The sequence below is a fragment of the Nitrobacter vulgaris genome, assembly GCF_031453995.1.
Classification (GTDB): domain Bacteria; phylum Pseudomonadota; class Alphaproteobacteria; order Rhizobiales; family Xanthobacteraceae; genus Nitrobacter; species Nitrobacter vulgaris.
Genome location: NZ_JAVDPZ010000010.1, coordinates 14,635 through 35,675 on the forward strand (window position 1 = coordinate 14,635; position 21,041 = coordinate 35,675).

The following is a 21,041-nucleotide window of genomic DNA, read 5'->3' on the forward strand; positions in this document are numbered from 1 at the left end:
AATCGGCCGATCTTGCCGCGAAGGCGCAATGCCAAGCCAGGAGGCCTCTTCGCATGACAACCGGCCTTGATACGGAGTTGATCGAGCAAGGCCGAAGACTGTTTGCCGGGGACTGGCAATTCATCTGGGCGTCGCCGTCGATCGAAACGTTGCCGCCCATGGCGGGCCTTGAGGTCGCATTCGCCGGACGCTCCAACGTCGGCAAGTCGAGCCTGATCAACGCGCTGACCGGCCGCAGCACGCTGGCCCGAACGTCACGCACGCCGGGACGAACCCAGGAGCTGATCTTCTTCGAGGGTCCCAAGGGGGCCGACGTTCGGCTGGTCGACATGCCGGGATACGGCTTCGCGTCGGCGCCGAAGGCCAAAATCGCGTCGTGGACGTCGCTGATTCATAAATTCCTGCTCGGCCGGGCGACCCTTGCGCGCGTCTATGTCCTGATCGACGCGCGCCACGGCATCAAGGATACTGACCAGGACATCCTGACCACGCTCGACAGGTCCGCGGTGAGCTATCAGATCGTGCTGACCAAGGCCGACGAGGTCAAGGCCGCTGAAATGGCGGAGCGTACCGAAGCGACCAGGTCGCTGCTCGCCAAACATCCTGCAGCGTTCCCGGATGTGCTGGTCACGTCGTCGCGCACGGGCTACGGAATACCGGAGTTGCGCGCCGCCATGGCCCGCCTGATCGGAGAGCTTCAGCGATGACGCAGTTCTGCTGTTTTCGGATCATCGTTTTTGCGGCGGGGCTGATGGGCGGCGCCGGCGTCATCCTGGCTGCGGTCGCGGCGCACAAGACAGGGGGCACACTTCTGCTCTCGGCCTCGTCGATGCTGTTGTTTCATGCTCCCGCCGCGCTGCTGGCGGTGCTTCTGGCGGATCGGCAGATTATTCGCCCACGTCTCGGTCTCGCGACTGCCAGCTGCTTTGCCGCAGGCGCAATCCTGTTCAGCGTGGACTTGACGGTGCGGCAATTCCTCGACCACCACCTTTTCCCGAGAGCCGCTCCGTCCGGCGGAACGCTGATGATTCTGGGTTGGTTTTTGCTCGCGATCGCCGCCATCTGGCCTCGTGCGGCGTCCCGTTCCGAGCAGTCTGGATCCTGACCCGAAGCGGCTTTGCGGTCCTGCCGCCAATCGGTTATAGCGTTTTCGAGCGAAGTGGATTCCGGTTCGCGTAAAGAAAACGCGTCAAACATAAAGATTGAGCTTCGCTTCTGATTCAATCAGAAGCGATACTGCTCAGAACCCGCTTATCCCGCCGGCCAAGAGATTAGTCTCAAGAGATCAGCTTCATGTCCGATGACTCCCGCATCAGCCCGCTCGATCAGGCGCGCATCCTGTCCGAGGCGCTGCCGCACATGCAGCGATATGACGAGGAGACCATCGTCATCAAGTACGGCGGCCATGCCATGGGCTCGGAGGAGGTCGCCCGCCAGTTTGCCCGCGACATCGTGCTGCTCGAGCAGACCGCGATCAATCCGGTAGTGGTGCATGGCGGGGGTCCTCAGATCGCGGCCATGCTGCAACGGCTCGGGATAAAATCCGAATTCGCCGCCGGCCTGCGCATTACCGATGCCGCGACGATTGAAATCGTCGAGATGGTGCTCGCCGGTTCGATCAACAAGCAACTGGTTGGCTACATTAACGAGGCCGGCGGCAAGGCCGTCGGACTTTGCGGCAAGGACGGCAACATGGTTACCGCCTTGAAGGCCACGCGAATGTTGGCGGATCCGGATTCGAACATCGAGAAGGTCGTCGATCTCGGCTTTGTCGGCGAACCCGAACACGTCGATCTGACGCTATTGAATCAGTTGATCGGTCACGAACTGATTCCGGTTCTGGCGCCGTTGGCTACCTCAAAAGGCGGCCAGACATTCAACGTCAATGCCGATATTTTCGCCGGGGCAGTGGCAGGCGCGCTGAAAGCCAAGCGTCTCTTGCTTCTCACGGACGTTCCAGGCGTGCTCGACAAGTCGAAGAAGCTCATTCCGGAGCTCTCGATCAGCGACGCGCGCAAGCTTATCGCCGACGGGACTATTTCGGGTGGCATGATCCCGAAAGTCGAAACCTGCATTTACGCGCTCGAACAGGGCGTCGGTGGCGTCGTCATCATCGACGGGAAGACTCCTCACGCGGTTCTCCTGGAGCTCTTTACCGATCAGGGTACGGGAACGCTGATTCACAAGTGATCGACGCGCAGCAACATCCACACCGCGGCTTCAGTCACATCGACACGTGGGTGTTCGATCTCGACAACACGCTCTATCCGCATCACGTCAACCTCTGGCAGCAGGTCGACGCCCGGATCGGTGAATACATCGGCCAGTTCCTCAACGTCGATTCCGTCGAGGCGCGGCGCATCCAGAAGGATTACTACAAGCGCTTCGGCACCAGCATGCGCGGCATGATGACCGAGCACGGCGTCTCACCTGACGACTATCTCGCTTACGTCCATCAGATCGACCACTCGCCGCTCGACCCCAATCCGGCGATGGGTGCGGCGATCGAAAGGCTTCCAGGCCGCAAGCTGATTCTGACCAACGGTTCGACCGCCCATGCCGGTAAGGTGCTGGAGCGGCTTGGTTTCGGTCATCACTTCGAGGCCGTGTTCGACATCATTGCCGCGGAGATGGAGCCGAAGCCGTCGCCGCGGACTTATCGTCGCTTTCTCGAACGGCATCACGTCGATGCCGCGAAAAGCGCGATGTTCGAGGATCTGTCGCGCAATCTCGTCGTCCCGCATGAACTGGGGATGACGACCGTGCTGGTGGTGCCGGACGGGACACGTGAGGTGGTGCGGGAGGAATGGGAAATGGAAGGCCGCGGCGCGCCGCATGTCCACCATGTGACCGACGACCTCTCCGGATTTCTGGCGGGGCTGACGGCGCGGTCGGCTTGACATGTCTGCCTCCGTCCAAGAGAACACCGCGTTGACAAACTACGACCGCGCAGTAAAGCCACGAGGAAATCCGATGTCGCTCGCCTCGCTCGAAACCACCATCAACGGCGCGTTCGATGTACGCGAGACCGTCACCCCCGCGACCAAAGGCGAGGTGCGCGAGGCGGTGGATCATGCGCTCGACCTGCTCGACAAGGGCGAGGTGCGGGTCGCCGCGCGCGCGGCAGACGGCAAGTGGATCGTCAATCAGTGGCTCAAGAAGGCCGTTCTGCTGTCGTTTCGTCTCAACGACATGAGCGTTATTCCGGGCGGTCCCGGCAACGCCGTGTGGTGGGACAAAGTGCCGTCGAAGTTCGAGGGCTGGGACGAGAACCGGTTTCGTAACGCGGGCTTTCGGGCCGTGCCGGGCGCGATCGTGCGCCGCTCCGCCTTCATTGCGAAGAACGCGGTGCTGATGCCGTCGTTCGTCAATCTCGGCGCCTATGTCGACGAGAGCACCATGGTCGACACCTGGTGCACGGTCGGCTCCTGTGCCCAGATCGGCAAGCGCGTGCACATCTCGGGCGGCGCGGGCATCGGTGGCGTATTGGAGCCGCTGCAAGCTGGGCCTGTGATCATCGAGGACGATTGCTTCATAGGTGCGCGCTCCGAGGTGGCGGAAGGCGTGATCGTCCGCAAGGGCGCTGTGCTGTCGATGGGCGTTTTTCTCGGCGCCTCGACCAAGATCGTCGACCGTGCAACCGGCGAGATCTTCATGGGCGAAGTGCCGGAATATGCGGTGGTGGTGCCGGGAGCGCTGCCGGGCAAGCCGTTGAAGAACGGCCAGCCCGGGCCGTCCACCGCCTGCGCAGTCATCGTCAAGCGCGTCGATGAACGCACTCGCTCCAAGACCGGCATCAACGAACTGCTGCGGGACTGAGCCTTCCGGAGACCGCTCATGAACCTGACGACGCTGCTGTTCAGCTTTCAGGGCGGATCAATCGAGCCAGATACTGGTGGGTAGCGCTGATCAATCTTGCCATTCTTACTGCCTGCTTGGTCTTTGCCTTAGTCCTCATAGGGCTTGAAATTTCGAACGCTACTCCTGCGACCGGCGCGCCGGTGAACTACTTGTTTATGGCGATCTTCGTTGTCGTCGGTCTATTGGTGATATGGTCAAGCACAGCTACGGGAATTAAGCGTTTGCATGATCGAGACCAAAGCGGATGGTGGATGCTCGTGTTTTGGGGAGTCAGTGCCATCGTCGGCTTGCTGCAAGAGACTGCCACGACGCCCAGCAGCAAGTTCATCCTTGACGTCGGGAATTTCGCGGTGACCGTCTGGATCATCATCGAACTCGGCTGCCTGCGCGGCACGCAAGGGCCAAACCGCTTCGGCGCTGATCCACTTGAAGCGTCGCCCCAATGATGCCGTCCGACGCGCTCTCCATCGCCCGCGATCTCGTCCGTTGCCCGTCGGTGACGCCAGCGGATGCAGGCGCGCTCGGCGTGCTGGAAACACTGCTCAAGGGTGCGGGCTTCGATGTCCACCGCATCACCTTCAGCGAACCGGGCGCCGCTGATATCGACAATCTCTATGCCCGCATCGGCACGACCGGCCCTCACATCGCGTTCGCCGGCCATACCGACGTCGTGCCTCCAGGCGATGAGGACGCCTGGACCCGTGGCGCGTTCTCAGGTGACGTGGTTGATGGTTTTCTCTATGGGCGCGGCACGGTCGACATGAAGGGCGGAATCGCCTGCAGCGTCGCCGCCGCGCTTGACTATCTCGCGGAGCATGGCGGCCAGCCGGGGAAAGACGGCGACGGCTCGATCTCGTTCCTGATCACCGGGGACGAGGAAGACATCGCCGTCAACGGCACTGTCAAGCTGATGCAATGGGCCGCTGCACGCGGCGAAAAATTCGACCACTGCGTGCTCGGCGAGCCCAGCAATATCGAGGAGCTTGGCGATTGCATCAAGATCGGCCGCCGGGGCTCACAGTCCGGTACGCTCTATGTCGACGGTGTGCAGGGCCACGTCGCTTACCCGCATCGCGCGTCAAATCCGATTCCGGACATCGCCGCGTTGATTACCGCGCTTGTCAGTGAGCCGCTGGACCAGGGGAGTGCTCAGTTTCAGCCTTCCAATCTGGAATTCACCTCGGTCGATGTCGGAAATCCGGCGGCCAATGTGATTCCGGGACAGGCGCGCGCGAAGTTCAACATCCGCTTCAACGACCATCACAGTCAGGAATCGCTGCGTGCGCTGATCGAGGCGCGCGTCTCCGAGACCTCGGGCAATCGCATTGCGACCCGCATCGTGTGGGAGCCCTCGAATGCCGACGTGTTCCTGACCGAGCCCGGCCCCTTCACCAATCTCCTGGTCGCAGCCATTGAGGAGGTCACCGGCCGCAAACCGGAGCTCAGCACCGGCGGCGGCACCTCGGATGCGCGCTTTATCAAGGACTATTGCCCGGTGATCGAGTTTGGTTTGGTCGGGCAGACCATGCACCAGATCGACGAGCGTACGCCGGTGGCCGATCTCGAAAGGCTGACCCGTATCTACCGCGGCGTGCTGGATCGCTACTTCGCATGAACGACAAAATCCTCGTCCTCACCGCCATCGACGACGAACTCGACAAGGCGCGCGCGCCCGATGGCGTCCGGGTGATCTACACCGGCGTTGGCAAGATCAATGCCGCCAGCGCAACCACGCTGGCGCTGCTGACGATGCACCCGTCACTTGTCATCAATTACGGTACCGCGGGAAAGATCAATGAGACGCTCCAGGGTCTCGTGGAGGTCTCAAACGTCGTCCAGCGCGACATGATGGCGATGCCGCTGGCGCCGCGCGGACGCACGCCGTTCGCCCCGGAGCTTGATCTGTTGACTTCAGGCCAGGGCGGTGTCGTCTGCGGTACCGGCGACAGCTTTGTCACAAGCTCCGATCCGTGGCTGATCGAGAACAACATCGACATCGTCGACATGGAGCTGTTCGCGGTGGCGCAGGTGTGCCGGCGGCATGGCCTGCCGTGGCGTGCGTTCAAGTTCATCACCGACGACGCCAACGACCTCGCGCATCAGGACTGGACCGCCAATGTGAAGGATGGCGAGGGCCTGTTCTGGGATGCGCTGGAACGGATTCGCTCTTAGTAATCCACCCGCACAAGATACAATCCGTCGGGCGGCGCCACCGGCCCGCACGCTTCACGCCGCCGCGCGGCCAACGCGTTGGACAGGTCATCTGCGCTCCAGCGGCCATGCCCGACCCACACCAGTGATCCTACCATCGAGCGGACCTGGCTGTGCAGGTACGAGCGCGCCGACGTGATGATGTTGACGCTGTCGCCGTTTCTGACGACGTCGAGTTGATCGAGCGTTTTCTCCGGCGACTTCGCCTGACATTCAGTGTCGCGAAATGTCGTGAAATCGTGCTTTCCGATGAGCCGCTGTGCCGCCGTGTGCATCGCCTCCGCATCGAGCGGCCGCGGCACGCGCCAGACATGGCCGACATCGATGGCGAGGTTCGCGCGCCGATTGGCGATGCGATAGATGTAATGTCGTCGGCGTGCTGAGAAGCGCGCCTCGAAGCTGTCGGGCACGATCTCGGCTTCGAGCACGCCGATCGGATGTGGGCGCAGGTGCGCGTTGAGCCCGTCACGCAATCGATTCGGTACGAAGTGCTTCGCGATGTCGCAATGGGCAACCTGCGCCAGCGCATGGACGCCGGCATCGGTGCGGCCCGCGCCGTGCACGCGGACGCAATCACCGCAAATCGCCTTCACTGCCGCCTCCAGCGCGCCCTGTACCGAGGGACCGTTGTCCTGGTACTGCCAGCCGCAGAAGGGACCTCCGTCATATTCGATGGTCAGCTTGTAGCGGGGCATCAGACGAGCCGCAGCGGCGGCGTCAGCGGCGTGCCGTTCAGAAAGGCGCCGGCCTTCATCGGTGGCTTTCCCGCGCGCTGCAATTCAAGGATGCGGATCGCGCCTTCGCCGCAGGCGATCGTCAGGCGGTCGTCGAGGAGGCTCCCCGGCGATCCCGCGCCTTCCGCCAGCTCACAACGCAGGAGCTTGACGCGGACCGGCTCGCCATCCACCGGCATCTCGCACCAGGCGCCCGGAAACGGCGACAGGCCATGAATATGGCGCAGCACGTCGCGCGCGGGTCTGTTCCAGTCGATGCGCGCCTCGGTCTTATCGATCTTGGCAGCGTAGGTGACGCCTTGTTCGCTCTGCTTCGTCAACTGCAGGCCGTCGCGCGACAGCGAGGCCATCGCACGCACCATTAGATCAGCCCCAAGCGGCGCCAGCGCGTCATGAAGATCCGACGCCGTCATCGCATCGGTGATGGTGATCCGCTCGGCCAGGGCCACGTCGCCGGTGTCGAGACCGGCATCCATCTTCATGACCATGACGCCGCTTTCGGCATCACCGGCCATGATGGCGCGGTTGATCGGTGCAGCACCGCGCCAGCGCGGTAGCAACGATGCGTGCAGATTGTAGCAGCCATATCGCGGCGCACCGAGGATCGCCTGCGGCAGGATCATGCCATAGGCGACGACGACCGCGGCATCGGGGGCGAACGATTGAAACTCAAGCAGCGCCTCCGGCGTCTTCAGCGTTTTTGGCGTCAGCACGGGGAGACCGAGGCGCTGCGCTTCCCGCGCCACCGGGCTCGGCTGCAGCTTCATGCCACGGCCGGCGGGCCTCGCCTCGCGGCTGTATACGGCCGCGATCTCGTGGCCGTGGGCCACGAGTTGCAGCAGCGTCGGCACCGCAAATTCGGGCGTGCCCATGAAAATCAGGCGAAGCGGCATCTGATTAATTTCTGCGCGGCAAAAAAACCGCTTTATCTCGCGGCGAGCTTCGCGGCCTTGGTGAATTTTTTCATCACACGGTCGCGTTTCAGTTTCGAGAGGTAATCGACAAACAGCACGCCATTGAGATGGTCGATCTCATGCTGGATGCAGGTGGCGAAAAGACCCTCGGCATCCTCCTCGTGAACCTTGCCGTCAAGATCGGTGAAGCGAATCCGCACGCGCGCCGGCCGCTCGACCTCCTCGTAATATTCGGGGATCGACAGGCAGCCTTCTTCATAGACCGACAGCTCCTCCGAAGCCGAGAGGATTTCCGGATTGATGAAAACACGCGGCCGCGGTTTCGTCTCTCCTTCTTCGTCGCGTTTGGCGAGGTCCATGGTGACGATGCGGACAGGCTGCGCGATCTGGATGCCGGCGAGCCCGATGCCGGGCGCGTCGTACATGGTCTCGAACATGTCGTCGGCAAGCTTGCGGATCTCCGGCGTGACCTTTTCGATCGGCCTTGACACGAGGCGCAACTGCTTGTCCGGCACAATGATGATTTCGCGAATGGCCATGCCGGCGATGTAATCCCCGAGTCTGTCCGGGTCAATCCGCGAGCTGCATTGACCGTCCGGCCGTCATGAGCAGGCACATTGAGCTTTCGTTAACTCCGTGTGTTCGCTCTTCGTTCGCGAACATGGCCGAATCGGCTACGATGGGCGGATGAGCGACATTCTTTTCATGCTGGGCGATGTGCCGGTGCGGACCGGCGCCGTGCTGATCGCGTTTGGCGCGCTGGCGCTGGCATTGTTGCTGAGCATTGCGATCGTGATCGCGCGCTCGGGACGCCGGGGAACCGAAATGGCGACCGCGCAAGCAAGTCGCGCGGATGAACTCGAGGAGCGTCTCATCGACATGATGCGTACGCAGGCCGAGGCCACCGGCCGCGTCGACGCCATGGGCAAGGCGCTCGCAGGGCGACAGGCGGAGATGGCGCGGGCAGTCAGCGATCGGCTGGACGCGGTCACCCACCGGGTCGGCCAGTCGATGGAGCAGACCACACGCAACACCATGGACAGTCTGCGGGTGCTGCACGAACGGCTCGGAATTATCGACAACGCACACCAGAACCTAACCGAACTGACGACGCAGGTGACGACGCTGCGCGATGTGCTCGCCAACAAGCAGTCGCGCGGCGCGTTCGGGCAGGCGCGAATGGAGGCGATCGTGCAGGACGGAATGCCGAAGGGCTCGTTCGCCTTTCAGCACACGCTGCCAAACGGCAAGCGGCCGGATTGCGTAATCTTCCTCCCCGATCAGCGCCCGCTTTGCATCGATGCGAAATTTCCACTTGAGGCGATGACGGCGCTGCGCGACGCCCGAACCGACGACGAAAGGAAACTCGGAACTCAGCGGCTGCGCGCCGACGTTATGCGGCACGTCACCGACATCGCCGGAAAATATCTGATCCCGGGCGAGACCCAGGACACCGCGCTGATGTTCGTGCCATCGGAATCGGTCTATGCCGAGATTTACGACAGCTTCGACGATGTGATCCAGAAGGCCTATCGCGCCCGGATCGTGCTGGTATCGCCGTCACTCTTGATGCTGGCGATTCAGGTGATGCAACAGCTTCTCAAGGACGCGCGGATGCGCGATGCCGCGGATCAGGTACGGATCGAGGTCATGAACATGATGGGTGACGTCGAGCGCCTGCGCGACCGGGTCAACAGGCTCGGCAGCCATTTCGATCAGGTCAGCGAAGATGTGAGGCAGGTCCTGATCTCGGCCGGCAAGATCGGCAAACGGGCTATGAGGATCGAGGAACTCGATTTCAGCAAAGACGGGGCGGCTGAGGAGACGCCACGGATCGTCGAGCCCGTCGAACCGACGGTGTTTTCGCCGCAGTTCGCCCGCAAGATCCAGGCGGGTGAGTAAGAGGAGGGCGAAACTGGCCGAATCTGCTAGCACTGCGGCATGACCGCTCCGGACGTCGCCCCAACCGTATCCGAGGCTGCCTCCCGTGCGTCTTGGCGCGAGAGCATGGCGGTCTATCTGCAACCGCGCGTCCTCATTGTCATGATGCTCGGCTTCTCGTCCGGCCTGCCGCTGGCGCTGTCGGGCTCGACTCTGCAGATTTGGATGAAAGAATCCGGCATCGATCTGCACGACATCGGTCTGTTTGTTCTCGTTGGCACGCCCTATACGCTGAAGTTTCTGTGGGCGCCGTTGGTCGATGCCCTGCATATTCCGCTGCTGACGCGGCGGTTCGGCCGCCGTCGCGGTTGGCTCGTCTTTTCGCAATTGCTTCTGATCGCGGCAATCCTGTTGCTGGCCTCGACCGATCCAGTGAAAGCGCCGTGGTTTGTCGCGCTCGGCGCGGTGCTCGTGGCGGCGACGTCGGCGACGCAGGACATCGTGGTCGATGCCTTTCGGGTCGAGAGCCTGCCGGAAAGCGAGCAGGCTGCCGGCATGGCGGGTTATGTCGCCGCCTATCGTATCGGCATGTTGGTCTCGACCGCCGGAGCTCTCTTCCTGGTCAGCGCATTCGAAGGGACAGGCCAGGTCCGCGCCTCGGCGTGGGCGTGGGGCTACATTAGCATGGCGGCGATGGTTCTGATCGGCACCGTCACGGCACTGGCGGCCACTGAGCCCGAGCAATCCGTGCGCGCCGAACTGGCGACGCGGGCTAAGGGCGGTTTCGCGCGGGTCATGAATGCCGCGGTCGGCGCATTTTCTGAATTCCTGAGCCGCAAGGACGCTCTCGCCGCGCTCGCCTTCATCGTGCTGTTCAAGTTCACCGACGCGTTCTCCGGCACCATGACCGCACCGTTCGTCATCGATCTTGGCTTCACCCGCAACGACTACGCCGCCATCGTCAAGGGCGTCGGTCTTGCCGCGACGCTGATTGGCGGTTTTGCCGGCGGCTTCGTGGCGCGGCGCTACCCGCTGGCGGCAAGCCTGTGGGTTGGCGGCATTTTGCAGGCGGTCGCCAACCTGTCGTTCTCATGGCTGGCGCTGGTCGGCGTCAATCAATGGGCGCTGGCTCTCGCTATCACAGCGGAGAATTTCACCAGCGCCATCGGCACGGTGATCTTCGTCGCCTATCTGTCGGCGATGTGCCGCAATCCGCTGCACACCGCTACCCAATATGCGCTTCTCACGGCGCTTGCCGCGGTCGGCCGAACCTATCTGTCCGCCAGCGCCGGGTTCGTCGCCGAGGCGACGGGATGGCCGCTGTTCTTTGCGATCTGCGTTGCCGCTGCCATACCAAGCCTGATCCTACTGGCCTGGCTGCAGCGGCGCGGGCACTTTGCCGCGTTGCGGGCGTAAACGGTGGCGCAGCGAACCGGTACCTACCTCGGGTCAAGCCCGAGGATAGGCTTCGCTCGAAAACGCTATTTCCAGATCATGTCCTTTGCCGCGATCAACCCGCCGCCCGCGATCAGCACGGACGCGACGGCGAGCGCCGCAGTCGGCTTCGCGAAACCCGCCAGTATCAGGAACGCGGTCGAAAGTAGCGGCGTCGCATAGGCGGCCGCGCCGAGCACGCGAATGTCGCCGCGCTTCATGCCGATATCCCAGACATAGAAGGCAAGGCCGACTGGACCGATGCCGAGCGCGGCGATCGCGAGCCACTGTGCCGCGCTGTCCGGCCACACCGTCTGTTCCATGAGCAGATGCGCAACCGCCGCGAGTGCAGCCGTCGCCAGGCAAAAGCCCGCGACCGCGTCGGTTGGAACCGAGGCCAAGCGTCGCGACAGCACCGAATACGCTGACCAGACAAACGCCGCCATGAACGCTGCCGCAAGACCGGACATCTGGACGCGTTCGAACACAATCGAGGTACCGCCCGCAAACAGCGAAACCGTCCCGGCCAGCCCGAGGATCGCGCCGATCAGATGATGTGACGCCAGCCGCTCGCCTGGCAGCATCGAGGAGAACAGCACGATCAACAGTGGCCAGAGATAATTCAGGAGGCCCGCTTCGGCGGGTGGCGCCTGTCGCAGCGCGATGAAATACAACGCATGATAGCCGAACAGCCCTCCCACCCCCACGAGCCATACAACCGCCGGCTGTCGCAACGCGCTGACGCCTTCGGGACGGAACAGCCAGCTCGTGCAGCCGGCAAGACCACCAATTGCAAACGTCATGGCCGCGAGTTGAAACGCGGGAATGTGCCCGGTTGCGACCGTCATGACCGCGAGCAGCGACCACATCAGGATGGCGGCGAGGCCGATGAGTGTGGCGGTCCGGGAGGTCATGATTTCTTCCTTCTCCTCTCTTGGGAGAAGGAAAGAAGCGGCATGTCCACCCTATGCACTCTTCATTACGCTTGATACTGGCCGCCGTTGATGCTCAGCGTCGATCCCGTGATGAAGCCGGCATCGTCGGCGGCGAGGAATATCACCGCGCGCGCGATCTCATCGGGCTCACCGAGGCGGGTCACCGGAATCTGCGGCAGGATGTTTTTCTCGATGACGTCCTTGGGCACGGCCTGCACCATTTCCGTGTTGATGTATCCGGGGCAGATCGCATTCACGGTGATTCCGTTCTTGGCATTCTCCAGCGCCAGCGCCTTGGTGAAACCGATGTCTCCGGCCTTCGCCGCCGAATAGTTCACCTGGCCGAACTGGCCCTTCTGGCCATTGATCGAAGAGATGTTGATGATGCGGCCGAACTTGCGCGCGCGCATTCCCTCGATCACCGGGCGCGTCATGTTGAACAGCGAGCCGAGATTGGTGTTGATGACGGCGCTCCACTGCTCGAGCGTCATCTTGTGGAAGGCGCCGTCTTTGGTGATGCCGGCATTATTCACGAGCACCTCGATGGGGCCGAGGTCCGCTTCGACCTGCTTGATGCCGCCAGCACAGGCATCGAAGGAAGCGACATCCCACTTGTAAACGGGAATGCCGGTTTCCGCCTTGAATTTTTCCGCCGCCGCGTCGTTGCCGGCGTAGCTCGCCGCGACGTTGTATCCGGCCGCTTTCAGCGCTCTGCTGATCGCGCCGCCGATGCCTCGCGTTCCCCCCGTCACCAATGCCACTCTTGCCATGCGTCGTCCTCCTGGAGTTCCAGCTTTTGTTTTGACGCGCTTCTTGACGCGAACCGGTACCCACCTCGCTCGTAAACGCTACGGAAAGCCGGATTTATCCTGATCGTTGAAACAAAAGCTTTGCGGATAAAAATGCCCGGCACGAGGCCGAGCATTTGGTTGTCAGCGCGACTCAATGTCCATTTTCGCCGCCTTCATCCGCTCAGCCGCGCTCAACGCACATGGCGAGCCCCATGCCGCCGCCGATGCATAACGTGGCAAGGCCCTTCTTGACGTTTCGCTTCTGCATTTCGTGCAGCAGGGTCACCAGCACGCGCGCGCCCGAGGCACCGACCGGATGGCCGATGGCGATCGCGCCGCCATTGACGTTGACCTTTGAGGTATCCCAGCCGAGGTCCTTATTGACGGCGCAGGCCTGTGCGGCGAAGGCTTCATTGGCTTCGATCAGGTCGAGGTCGCCGATCGTCCAGCCTGCTTTTTTCAGCGCGGCACGGGAGGCCGGAATCGGGCCGGTGCCCATGATCTTCGGATCGACCCCGGCTTGGGCCCAGGAGACGATGCGGGCGAGGGGGGGCTTGCCCTCTTTCGCCGCCTGCGCGGCCGACATCAGGACGACGGCCGCGGCGCCGTCGTTGATTCCCGACGCGTTGGCCGCGGTCACAGTGCCGTCCTTTTCAAAAGCGGGTCGCAGTTTGGCGATGGCGTCGACCGTCACGCCAGCCTTCGGATATTCGTCCGTGTCGACCACAACATCGCCTTTGCGGCTCTTGACGGTGACGGGCACGATCTCGTCCTTGAATCGACCGGCTTTTTGCGCGGCCTCCGCCTTGTTCTGCGAGCCCGCGGCGAATTCGTCCTGCTGCTGGCGGGTGATCTGGTACTCACGGGCGACGTTCTCGGCGGTGTTGCCCATGTGGTAGCCGTTGAACGCATCCCACAGCCCGTCCTTGATCATGGTGTCGATGAATTCGAGGTTGCCCATCTTGACGCCGCCGCGCAGGTGCTGCGCATGCGGCGCCATGCTCATGGATTCCTGTCCGCCGGCGACGACGATATCCGAATCCCCGTTCAGGATGGCCTGATAGCCGAGCGCGACAGTGCGCAGGCCCGAACCGCAGAGCTGGTTGACGCCCCAGGCCGGGCTTTCCACCGGAACGCCAGCGGCGATCGACGCCTGACGTGCCGGATTCTGGCCCTGCGCCGCAGTCAGAATCTGGCCCATGATGACTTCGGAGACCCGTCCGGGCTCGATTCCCGCCCGCTCCAGCGCAGCCTTGATGGCGATAGCACCGAGGGCGTGGGCGGGCGTCGTGGCAAGCGCGCCGTTGAAACTTCCCACTGGAGTGCGGGCGGCGCTGACGATGACGACATCGTCTGACATGGACACCTCCTGGAGCTTAAGTGACATGCTGGGGCTTGAGTGACTTGAAATTCGATGATGACAGGCCGCACCGGCGGTCCGCGATCTACTCAGATATATATCCTGTTGACCTCACGAGAGTGTGTCAATCATGCCAATGGCTGGAAGTTGCACCCGTACATGATCGTGAGCACTTCTATGCATTGGCATTAACTGTTTTTTATAAAACGGTAGCCGAAGCGGGCTGAAAGTGCTTACTTTGCTGCAATGCGTTACGTGTTAACCCCATCGTGGATGCCGGCGGGGTTTCTTGTCCTCGGCAGGGACGTGTGGGATCTATGGCGAAATCAGAGACACCGACGACAATCAAGAAATATGCGAACCGGCGGCTCTATAATACCGGCACCAGCACCTATGTGACGCTCGAAGATCTCGCGGGGATGGTCAAGCAGGGCGAGGACTTCCTTGTCTTCGATGCAAAGACTGGAGACGACATCACCCGTTCAGTGCTGGCGCAGATCATTTTCGAACAGGAAAACAAGACGGGGCAGAACCTGCTCCCGACCACCTTCCTGCGGCAGCTGATCCGTTTCTACGGCGATAGCATGCAGATGGTGGTGCCGAAATATCTCGAACGATCGATCGACATGCTGACCCGCGAGCAGGAGAAGTTTCGCAAGCAGATGACAAGCAGCTTCAGCGGCACTCCGTTCGCGCCGCTTGAGGAGCATGTCCGCCGCAACATGGAGCTTTTCGAGCGCACGTTCTCGATGTTCAAGCCATTCGTGCCGCCGCGCAATGGGACCGCCGCGCCCGAGCCGGAGAAAACGCCCGATACTCCCGATCCCGGCGACAATATCGAAGATCTTCGCCAGCAGATGAAGGAGATGCAGGACCGCCTGGAACGGATGTCGAAAGAGCCGAAGAAGGAGTAGGTGTTCGGGTCTGCGATCATGATCGAACAGATGACGCTGAGGTCGCCGACCAGGAATCCAAGGGGATTTCGGCTCATGCAGAACAGCAGCGCGGTCTCCATGCTCGTACCTGCATCGTGTGCGCCCTCTGCCCCGGCGGAGCCGAACTCCGCGGCCATTGCCTGACACCCCTCACGGCCTGCAATTGACGACCGGGGCGCCTGCCCGTCCCAGTCCATCAAGTGTCAGATTGGTATTTCCTCGCGTTGAACCTTTTCTTGAGATGGATGACTCTCACAAAGGGGTCACGCGTCGGTGTGCCGTGCGCGACAATCGTCGCCAGGCTGTCGTTTGAAGCCATTGTCGCCGGGAAAGCCGCAGCGAACGAATCCGCAAGGTAGCTCCATTTGGTTCCAGCCGAGACCCAGAACGGCATAGCCGAAGAGCAGCAAGAGGGCCGCTCGGGCATCGTCGGCCTGGTTCGCGCTATTCCGATCCGCTGGCGCATTTTCTCAATCACGGCTTTGAATTCTGCGGCCGTGCTTGTTCTTGCGCTGTTGATATGGAGCGGTGCCAAGACCCTGGGGTCGGCATGGGACGACGTGCGTCAGGTCAGGAACTCCGATAAGATCCTTGCGGTTCTCGAGAGCGAGACCGGTCGACTGCAAAACCTGATCCATCGCTACGTCAATCAGCCCGGTCCCGATCTGTTTGCGGAAATCCTGCTGTTGCGCGAGGCCATCCTCGGCACCTTGAGAGCGCGCGCTTCGACTGACCCGATATTGCTGGGTACGGTCGACGAACTGGAACGCGCCACCGAACGCTTTCTCAGCGGTTTCAGGGAATTGCGCGCATTACAGACGACGATTGCCAAGACCTATAAGAACCAAATCCTGACGCCTACCAAGGACATGGCCGGCCTCTATTCGATCATCGAGGGTGCGATCAGTCGCCGCGACGCGCGGATATGGCCGACACTTGGCAAATCACGCGAGGCATTCACGGCGATGCTGGTGGACGCCAACGCCTACTACCTCGCACCCGCGTCAACCAGTGCGGACGAAGTCCGAAAGAATATCGATGCGGTCGCGCGCACGATCCCGGTGATGATCGATTTTGCCGAGAACGATCTCCAGCACGACGCATTGCAGCGGCTCAAAACACGAACATCTGCGCTGCACGATGGGATCGCGAGCCTGTCCGATCTGCTCACCAAGCGAACGGATCTTTCGCGCAACTCCATCGACGCCAGCCAGGCTGAGACCATCGCCGCGATCGACGGCTTGTCGGTCAAGATGCGTCGGCGGGAGCAGAATGCGCAGTTGACGTTTGACCACACTCTCACGAGCATCTCCCGCAAGATGCTGTCGATCGCCGCGATCTTTCTCGCCATCATAGTGATTGCCGGCGTTGTCATCGCGCTCAGCATCCGTCTGCCCCTGCGGCAGCTCATGACGTCGATGCGCGCGATCATGTCCGGCGACTACGGTCGCAGAGTCGCCGGCACCGACGCGCGGGATGAAATCGGCACTATGGCGCGCGCGGTCGAGATGTTCCGCAAGAACGCCATCGCCAAGCGCGCGGCGGAGGACGAATTGCGGGCATCGACGCAGAGGGCCGAGAATGCTTTGCTAGAATTGAACGCGGTGCAGCGCAATCTGATCGACGCTGAGCGGCTTGCAGTGCTCGGGGGGTTGGTCGCGGGCGTCGCGCACGAGGTGAACAATCCGATCGGCATCAGCCTCACTGTTGCTTCGAGTTTCGCTTGGCGCGCCGACACATTCGACGCCGAATTGAGATCCAAGACGCCACTGAAGCGTTCGCAGCTTGAGGAATTCGTGAGCACCTGTCGCGATGCAGCTCGTCAGCTGGTTGCAAATCTGCACCGGGCCGGCGAACTGATCCAGTCCTTCAAGCAGGTTGCCGTCGATCGATCTCACGCTGAGCGCCGCCAGTTCAGCTTGAGTGAATCCACCGGCCAGATCGTCGCCAGCCTCCGTCCGGTTCTGAAGCGATCTCCGATAAACATCTCTGTCGATGTCCCGGAGGGTCTGATTATAGATGGGTTTCCCGGCTCATACGGGCAGATTTTGACTAATCTTTTTCTCAACGCTGCCAATCACGCGTTCCCCAATGGGCGATCGGGTACGATTTCCATCGCGGCGAGCCTGCGCGCCAATGATGACATCGAGATCATTTTTTCCGACAATGGTATCGGGATGACACCGGACGTCCAGCGGCAGGCGTTCGATCCCTTCTTTACCACACGCCGCAACGAGGGTGGCACCGGCCTTGGGCTTCACATTGTCTACAATCTTGTCATACAGCAGCTCGGCGGTCGGATGACGGTGAAATCAGAGCTGGGACAAGGAACGACTTTTCGCATTATCATGCCGCGATCCGGCGCCGGCGCTGGCACGGAAACAGACAGCGGGACAGTACAATGGCCTACCAGGATGATCTCCTCGACCTGATCGACGATTCTGGAGCTGATCGCCCCGGGGCGTCGACGGTTCGCCAGTGGAAGGTCGCCGTGATCGACGACGATCGGGCGGTGCATGAAGGCACGCGCTTTGCGCTGAGCGATTACAGTCTCAACGGACAGACGCTGGAGATTCTGTCGGCCTATTCGGCTGCCGAGGGACGTGAGCTAATGCGCGCGCACCCTGACATCGCCGCGGTGCTCCTCGATGTGATCATGGAGACCGACGAAGCCGGCCTCGATCTCGTCGAATTCATCCGTAACGAGCTACAGAACGAAACCGTGCGCATCATCCTGCGCACGGGGCAACCGGGACAAGCGCCGGAGCGCAGCGTTATTGTCGACTACGACATCAACGATTACAAGGCCAAAACGGAACTCACCGCCGACAAACTGTTCACCTCCTTGACTGCGGCGCTGCGCAGCAATCAGCAGCTCGAACGGATGGTGCAGACCCGTCGCGGCCTCGAGATCATCATCGATGCGGCTTCCACGCTCTACGATTTTAAGTCGATGCAGCGGTTGGCCGAAGGCGTCCTGACGCAGATCGCGTCGCTTTTGAACATCGACTGTGCGGGCATTCTGGTGTTGCGCGACGGCGGCGCGGTCGATGATGACTTTGCGGTTCTTGCGGGGTCCGGCTGTTACAGCTGCTTCAGCGGGGTCGACGGCCAGGCATCGCTCGATTCCGATCTCAAGCAGACGGTCGAGGACGCCTTCAGGCGGCGTAAGCACGAATTCGCCGATCACCGTTCGGTCCTCTATATCCGCACCGGCAGTGGACGCGAAGTCGTGGTGTTGTTGCAGGCCGAGCGCGATCTATCGGATACTGATCGGTCCCTCGTGGAGATCTTCGGCAGTCGGCTGTCGATCGCATTCGACAACGTGATCCTCTATGAGCAATTGCAGGACGCCAACGCGCAGCTCGAAGACCGCGTGGCGCAGCGCACGCGCGCGTTGATGCAAGCCAATCGCAGGCTTTCCGCGCAATGGCTGCGGTTGCAGCGGGCCAACGGGTTCAAGAATGAGATTCTAGGAACGGTGGCGCACGACCTGAAGAATCCTCTCGGCGTCATCCTGGGGCGGACCGAAATGCTCGCCGAACTTGTCAGCGCAGGCTCGTACGGTGACACCGTCACCGTGCAGGTCGATCACATTCGCGACGCCACCAAGCGCCTGATTACGATGGTCGATCACCTGATTTCAGACGCCATGGCCGATGCTTTCGATATCACTATAAAGCGCGAGCCGGTCGATATCGCGGCGCTGGTCGCCGAGGTCTCCGAGGCCAATCAGCTATCAGCGGTTAACAAGCAGCAAACCATCGCCGTGTCGGCGCCTACCGGACACGTCACGATCTGCGACCAGGACCGGATGCGCGAGGCGATCGACAATCTCGTCAGCAACGCCATCAAGTACAGCCCGGTGGGAGGCAGGATCACGCTTCTGGTCGGCCAGGATGCGGACCACACAATCATCCGCGTCACGGACGAGGGCGCCGGCCTGTCGCCCGAGGATTTAGGACGACTGTTCGGCCGTTTCCAGCGATTGTCCGCAAAACCCACCGCTGGTGAAAGCTCCACCGGCCTTGGCCTGTCGATCGTGAAACGGATCGTCGAAATGCATGATGGCCAGATCAAAGCCGATAGTGGTGGCCCCGGACAGGGATCGACCTTCACCATCATCTTGCCTACGACAATCTGACATGAACAGGAATCCGTATATCATTGTGGTTGACGACGAGGCGCCTGCCCGGGAGATGGTGGGTGACTATCTCAAGATGCATGGCTTCGCCATCACGTTGTGCGACGGCGGCCGAAGTTTGCGCGACGCGATCGGCAGGACAACGCCAGATCTCGTAGTACTCGATCTGAACATGCCGGAGGAGGATGGCCTTTCGATCATCCGCGATCTCAAGAGCCGCACCAACATTCCGGTGATCATGCTGACGGCGACGGCCAGCCCGATTGATCGTGTGGTCGGCCTCGAACTCGGCGCCGACGACTACGTGGCAAAACCATGTGAGTTGCGCGAACTGATGGCGCGTATCCGCTCGGTACTGCGGCGAAGTGCGCCAAAAATGGAGGGCAACGAACATCCGCTTACGGCGTCGGAGTTTGGTCTGTTGAAGGTCTTCGCCGCCAATCCGAAACGGGTTCTGTCGCGCGAGCGGCTGCTGGAACTGGCCAATGCACGCGACAGCGAAGCCTTTGATCGGGCGATTGATCTGCGAATCATGCGGATCCGGCGGAAGATCGAGCCCGACCCCGCAAAGCCCGCGGTGATTCGGACCATCCGGGGCGGCGGTTATCTGTTTTCACCTTCCGGCGACAAATCCTGAGTTGCTCCAACGGCTAAGTCTAACGACGTTCAAACGAACAGTGCTTTCCCAGCTCAGTCGAAACTGACAAAAAAATACTTTAATATTCAACAGTTTGCGCCACAGAACCGGTATGCATTTTTTGCGGAGTATACGCTGGGTTTCGCTGATTGTTTCATCGCTGGGGAGGGGACGAAACAATTGCACCTTCCCGCGAAACCATTTTCTGCTTTCCGTGCAGGCGTTCTGAAACGTGAGACGGCTAATATTCTGCCCAACGATAAGGGGAGCCGTCATGCAAAATGTCATCGCGATTAACGCAGCCGCCTGCCAAGGCATTATCGCTGCCCAGGCAACCACAGATGAGATGCTTCTCGAGCGGATCGCCCACGGCGACCGGGCGGCGATGCATACCCTGTATTTGCGGCATAACGTCCGAGTCTATCGCTTCGTGCTCCGTAGCTTGCGCGACACGACGGCGGCCGAAGATATTGTCAGCCAGGTATTCCTGGACGTTTGGCGTACTGCCGGCCAGTTCGAAGGCCGCTCACGGGTATCAACGTGGTTGCTTTCGATTGCCCGGTTCAAAACGCTGACCACGCTGCGCCAGCGTCGGCATGAGGATATCGACCAGGAGAATGTCCGGGAAATCGCTGATGGCGCCGATACGCCCGAGGCGTCGCTCGATCGCAGCAACGTCAGCGAAATTCTGCGAGCCTGCATCGCCAAGCTGTCCCCGGCTCATCGCGAGATCATCCATCTCGTTTACTATCACGAGAAGACGGTCGAAGAAGCCGGCGAGATCATCGGCATTCCGCCAAGCACCGTGAAGACCCGTATGTTCTATGCCCGCAAACAACTCGCAGCGCTTTTGAAAGTGGCGGGCCTCGCAACACTAGCAGCCTGACCAACTACTTGATCTGCTGATCGCCCGCCTAGCAGCGGCCCCGATGCATGACGTTCGGGCCGGTTTGCGTTCGGGCGACATCCCCGCGCTTGAGCGATTATCGGAAAACCGCGAGCGAACCGCGCAGTGCCCATCGTTGCTGGCGCCAGCCTGCAATCCCAAGCAGAGGCCTCGGGCGGCCAGGGCTGAATCGATAATGGTCGTTGCACGTCTGAGGGCTTCGCAAAGCGTGAGACGGCGCGGCTTGTCTCTGCCGCCACTATAGCGTTTTTGAGCGAAGTGGAATCCGGTTCGCGGGAGAGAAACGCGTCTAATCAA

At 61.4% G+C, this 21,041-nt stretch carries 21 protein-coding genes; 15 read left to right on the forward strand and 6 right to left on the reverse strand.

The annotated features are described in order from the left end of the window. Nucleotides 1–53 precede the first annotated feature (53 nt). The 8 genes from yihA to GGQ85_RS08320 all read left to right on the forward strand — a co-directional run bounded on the left by yihA (nucleotide 54) and on the right by GGQ85_RS08320 (nucleotide 6,033). A complete protein-coding gene (gene yihA / locus GGQ85_RS08285; protein WP_309774098.1) occupies nucleotides 54–707 on the forward strand; it encodes a ribosome biogenesis GTP-binding protein YihA/YsxC in 654 nt (217 codons plus the stop codon). Next, entirely contained in the window at nucleotides 704–1,105 is a 402-nt protein-coding gene (locus GGQ85_RS08290) for a DUF423 domain-containing protein (RefSeq protein ID WP_309774099.1), read from the forward strand. Before yihA ends, GGQ85_RS08290 begins: the two co-directional genes overlap by 4 nt. A 188-nt stretch (nucleotides 1,106–1,293) precedes the next feature. Further along, nucleotides 1,294–2,190, forward strand: coding sequence for an acetylglutamate kinase (gene argB / locus GGQ85_RS08295; RefSeq protein WP_309774100.1), 897 nt, complete (start codon nucleotides 1,294–1,296; stop codon nucleotides 2,188–2,190). Beyond that, entirely contained in the window at nucleotides 2,187–2,900 is a 714-nt protein-coding gene (locus GGQ85_RS08300; protein WP_309774101.1) for a pyrimidine 5'-nucleotidase, read from the forward strand. Before argB ends, GGQ85_RS08300 begins: the two co-directional genes overlap by 4 nt. A 73-nt stretch (nucleotides 2,901–2,973) precedes the next feature. Further along, nucleotides 2,974–3,819: a 2,3,4,5-tetrahydropyridine-2,6-dicarboxylate N-succinyltransferase gene (dapD, locus tag GGQ85_RS08305; protein WP_309774102.1), complete on the forward strand. Its 846-nt coding sequence runs from the start codon at nucleotides 2,974–2,976 to the stop codon at nucleotides 3,817–3,819. A gap of 89 nt (nucleotides 3,820–3,908) precedes the next feature. After that, nucleotides 3,909–4,307 (forward strand): DUF805 domain-containing protein, encoded by a 399-nt coding sequence (locus GGQ85_RS08310; protein WP_374708863.1) that lies wholly within the window; start codon nucleotides 3,909–3,911, stop codon nucleotides 4,305–4,307. Then, nucleotides 4,307–5,476, forward strand: a complete 1,170-nt coding sequence (dapE, locus tag GGQ85_RS08315; RefSeq protein WP_309774171.1) for a succinyl-diaminopimelate desuccinylase — start codon at nucleotides 4,307–4,309, stop codon at nucleotides 5,474–5,476. Before GGQ85_RS08310 ends, dapE begins: the two co-directional genes overlap by 1 nt. Continuing rightward, the gene (locus GGQ85_RS08320) at nucleotides 5,473–6,033 is read left to right on the forward strand and encodes a phosphorylase family protein (protein WP_079448165.1); all 561 of its coding nucleotides are present in this window, start codon (nucleotides 5,473–5,475) and stop codon (nucleotides 6,031–6,033) included. The genes dapE and GGQ85_RS08320 overlap by 4 nt, the downstream gene beginning before the upstream one ends. On the opposite strand, the gene truA is transcribed toward GGQ85_RS08320, so the two are convergent. From truA to def, 3 genes are read right to left on the reverse strand one after another with little or no spacing between them, the layout of a single operon-like run. Continuing rightward, on the reverse strand, nucleotides 6,030–6,767 hold the full coding sequence (gene truA / locus GGQ85_RS08325; protein ID WP_309774103.1) for a tRNA pseudouridine(38-40) synthase TruA: 738 nt from the start codon (nucleotides 6,765–6,767) through the stop codon (nucleotides 6,030–6,032). The two genes, GGQ85_RS08320 and truA, sit on opposite strands and share 4 nt — an antisense overlap. Continuing rightward, nucleotides 6,767–7,699 (reverse strand): methionyl-tRNA formyltransferase, encoded by a 933-nt coding sequence (gene fmt, locus GGQ85_RS08330; RefSeq protein WP_309774104.1) that lies wholly within the window; start codon nucleotides 7,697–7,699, stop codon nucleotides 6,767–6,769. The genes truA and fmt overlap by 1 nt, the downstream gene beginning before the upstream one ends. Before the next feature lie 32 nt (nucleotides 7,700–7,731). Then, nucleotides 7,732–8,259 (reverse strand): peptide deformylase, encoded by a 528-nt coding sequence (gene def, locus GGQ85_RS08335; protein ID WP_079448162.1) that lies wholly within the window; start codon nucleotides 8,257–8,259, stop codon nucleotides 7,732–7,734. A gap of 148 nt (nucleotides 8,260–8,407) precedes the next feature. On the opposite strand from def, the gene GGQ85_RS08340 reads away from it, so the two are divergent. Continuing rightward, complete coding sequence (locus GGQ85_RS08340; RefSeq protein WP_309774105.1) at nucleotides 8,408–9,622, forward strand: DNA recombination protein RmuC; 1,215 nt, start codon at nucleotides 8,408–8,410, stop codon at nucleotides 9,620–9,622. 39 nt (nucleotides 9,623–9,661) lie between these two features. Continuing rightward, entirely contained in the window at nucleotides 9,662–11,017 is a 1,356-nt protein-coding gene (locus GGQ85_RS08345; RefSeq protein ID WP_309774106.1) for an AmpG family muropeptide MFS transporter, read from the forward strand. A 65-nt stretch (nucleotides 11,018–11,082) separates the two neighbouring features. Here the strand turns inward: GGQ85_RS08345 and yddG are convergent, their stop codons facing one another. The 3 genes from yddG to GGQ85_RS08360 all read right to left on the reverse strand — a co-directional run bounded on the left by yddG (nucleotide 11,083) and on the right by GGQ85_RS08360 (nucleotide 14,121). Further along, nucleotides 11,083–11,949 carry an aromatic amino acid exporter YddG gene (gene yddG / locus GGQ85_RS08350; RefSeq protein ID WP_309774107.1) on the reverse strand — a complete coding sequence of 289 codons (867 nt, stop codon included), beginning with the start codon at nucleotides 11,947–11,949 and terminating at the stop codon, nucleotides 11,083–11,085. Nucleotides 11,950–12,014: 65 nt separating this feature from the next. Continuing rightward, nucleotides 12,015–12,740 carry an acetoacetyl-CoA reductase gene (gene phbB / locus GGQ85_RS08355; RefSeq protein ID WP_309774108.1) on the reverse strand — a complete coding sequence of 242 codons (726 nt, stop codon included), beginning with the start codon at nucleotides 12,738–12,740 and terminating at the stop codon, nucleotides 12,015–12,017. A gap of 202 nt (nucleotides 12,741–12,942) precedes the next feature. Further along, a complete protein-coding gene (locus tag GGQ85_RS08360) occupies nucleotides 12,943–14,121 on the reverse strand; it encodes an acetyl-CoA C-acetyltransferase (protein WP_309774109.1) in 1,179 nt (392 codons plus the stop codon). Nucleotides 14,122–14,438: 317 nt separating this feature from the next. On the opposite strand from GGQ85_RS08360, the gene phaR reads away from it, so the two are divergent. The 5 genes from phaR (at nucleotide 14,439) to GGQ85_RS08385 (ending at nucleotide 20,723) form a co-directional block, all read left to right on the forward strand. Beyond that, entirely contained in the window at nucleotides 14,439–15,035 is a 597-nt protein-coding gene (phaR, locus tag GGQ85_RS08365; protein WP_309774110.1) for a polyhydroxyalkanoate synthesis repressor PhaR, read from the forward strand. A gap of 413 nt (nucleotides 15,036–15,448) precedes the next feature. Beyond that, nucleotides 15,449–17,488, forward strand: a complete 2,040-nt coding sequence (locus GGQ85_RS08370) for a sensor histidine kinase (RefSeq protein ID WP_374708864.1) — start codon at nucleotides 15,449–15,451, stop codon at nucleotides 17,486–17,488. Next, entirely contained in the window at nucleotides 17,458–19,200 is a 1,743-nt protein-coding gene (locus GGQ85_RS08375) for an ATP-binding response regulator (RefSeq protein WP_309774112.1), read from the forward strand. Before GGQ85_RS08370 ends, GGQ85_RS08375 begins: the two co-directional genes overlap by 31 nt. Before the next feature lies 1 nt (nucleotide 19,201). Beyond that, nucleotides 19,202–19,837 (forward strand): response regulator, encoded by a 636-nt coding sequence (locus GGQ85_RS08380; protein WP_309774113.1) that lies wholly within the window; start codon nucleotides 19,202–19,204, stop codon nucleotides 19,835–19,837. Between the two features lie 274 nt (nucleotides 19,838–20,111). Continuing rightward, entirely contained in the window at nucleotides 20,112–20,723 is a 612-nt protein-coding gene (locus tag GGQ85_RS08385; protein ID WP_309774114.1) for a sigma-70 family RNA polymerase sigma factor, read from the forward strand. Nucleotides 20,724–21,041 lie beyond the last annotated feature (318 nt).

What these genes read in the sequence shown, in the direction of transcription:
- GGQ85_RS08375 (WP_309774112.1), top strand. Translation starts at nt 17,458, where the DNA reads ATGGCCTACCAGGATGATCTCCTCGACCTGATCGACGATTCTGGAGCT.
- dapD (WP_309774102.1), top strand. Translation starts at nt 2,974, where the DNA reads ATGTCGCTCGCCTCGCTCGAAACCACCATCAACGGCGCGTTCGATGTA.
- yddG (WP_309774107.1), bottom strand. Translation starts at nt 11,949, where the DNA reads ATGACCTCCCGGACCGCCACACTCATCGGCCTCGCCGCCATCCTGATG.
- GGQ85_RS08380 (WP_309774113.1), top strand. Translation starts at nt 19,202, where the DNA reads ATGAACAGGAATCCGTATATCATTGTGGTTGACGACGAGGCGCCTGCC.
- yihA (WP_309774098.1), top strand. Translation starts at nt 54, where the DNA reads ATGACAACCGGCCTTGATACGGAGTTGATCGAGCAAGGCCGAAGACTG.
- fmt (WP_309774104.1), bottom strand. Translation starts at nt 7,699, where the DNA reads ATGCCGCTTCGCCTGATTTTCATGGGCACGCCCGAATTTGCGGTGCCG.
- GGQ85_RS08320 (WP_079448165.1), top strand. Translation starts at nt 5,473, where the DNA reads ATGAACGACAAAATCCTCGTCCTCACCGCCATCGACGACGAACTCGAC.
- dapE (WP_309774171.1), top strand. Translation starts at nt 4,307, where the DNA reads ATGCCGTCCGACGCGCTCTCCATCGCCCGCGATCTCGTCCGTTGCCCG.
- argB (WP_309774100.1), top strand. Translation starts at nt 1,294, where the DNA reads ATGTCCGATGACTCCCGCATCAGCCCGCTCGATCAGGCGCGCATCCTG.
- phbB (WP_309774108.1), bottom strand. Translation starts at nt 12,740, where the DNA reads ATGGCAAGAGTGGCATTGGTGACGGGGGGAACGCGAGGCATCGGCGGC.
- GGQ85_RS08360 (WP_309774109.1), bottom strand. Translation starts at nt 14,121, where the DNA reads ATGTCAGACGATGTCGTCATCGTCAGCGCCGCCCGCACTCCAGTGGGA.
- GGQ85_RS08345 (WP_309774106.1), top strand. Translation starts at nt 9,662, where the DNA reads ATGACCGCTCCGGACGTCGCCCCAACCGTATCCGAGGCTGCCTCCCGT.
- phaR (WP_309774110.1), top strand. Translation starts at nt 14,439, where the DNA reads ATGGCGAAATCAGAGACACCGACGACAATCAAGAAATATGCGAACCGG.
- GGQ85_RS08290 (WP_309774099.1), top strand. Translation starts at nt 704, where the DNA reads ATGACGCAGTTCTGCTGTTTTCGGATCATCGTTTTTGCGGCGGGGCTG.
- GGQ85_RS08385 (WP_309774114.1), top strand. Translation starts at nt 20,112, where the DNA reads ATGCAAAATGTCATCGCGATTAACGCAGCCGCCTGCCAAGGCATTATC.
- def (WP_079448162.1), bottom strand. Translation starts at nt 8,259, where the DNA reads ATGGCCATTCGCGAAATCATCATTGTGCCGGACAAGCAGTTGCGCCTC.
- GGQ85_RS08340 (WP_309774105.1), top strand. Translation starts at nt 8,408, where the DNA reads ATGAGCGACATTCTTTTCATGCTGGGCGATGTGCCGGTGCGGACCGGC.
- truA (WP_309774103.1), bottom strand. Translation starts at nt 6,767, where the DNA reads ATGCCCCGCTACAAGCTGACCATCGAATATGACGGAGGTCCCTTCTGC.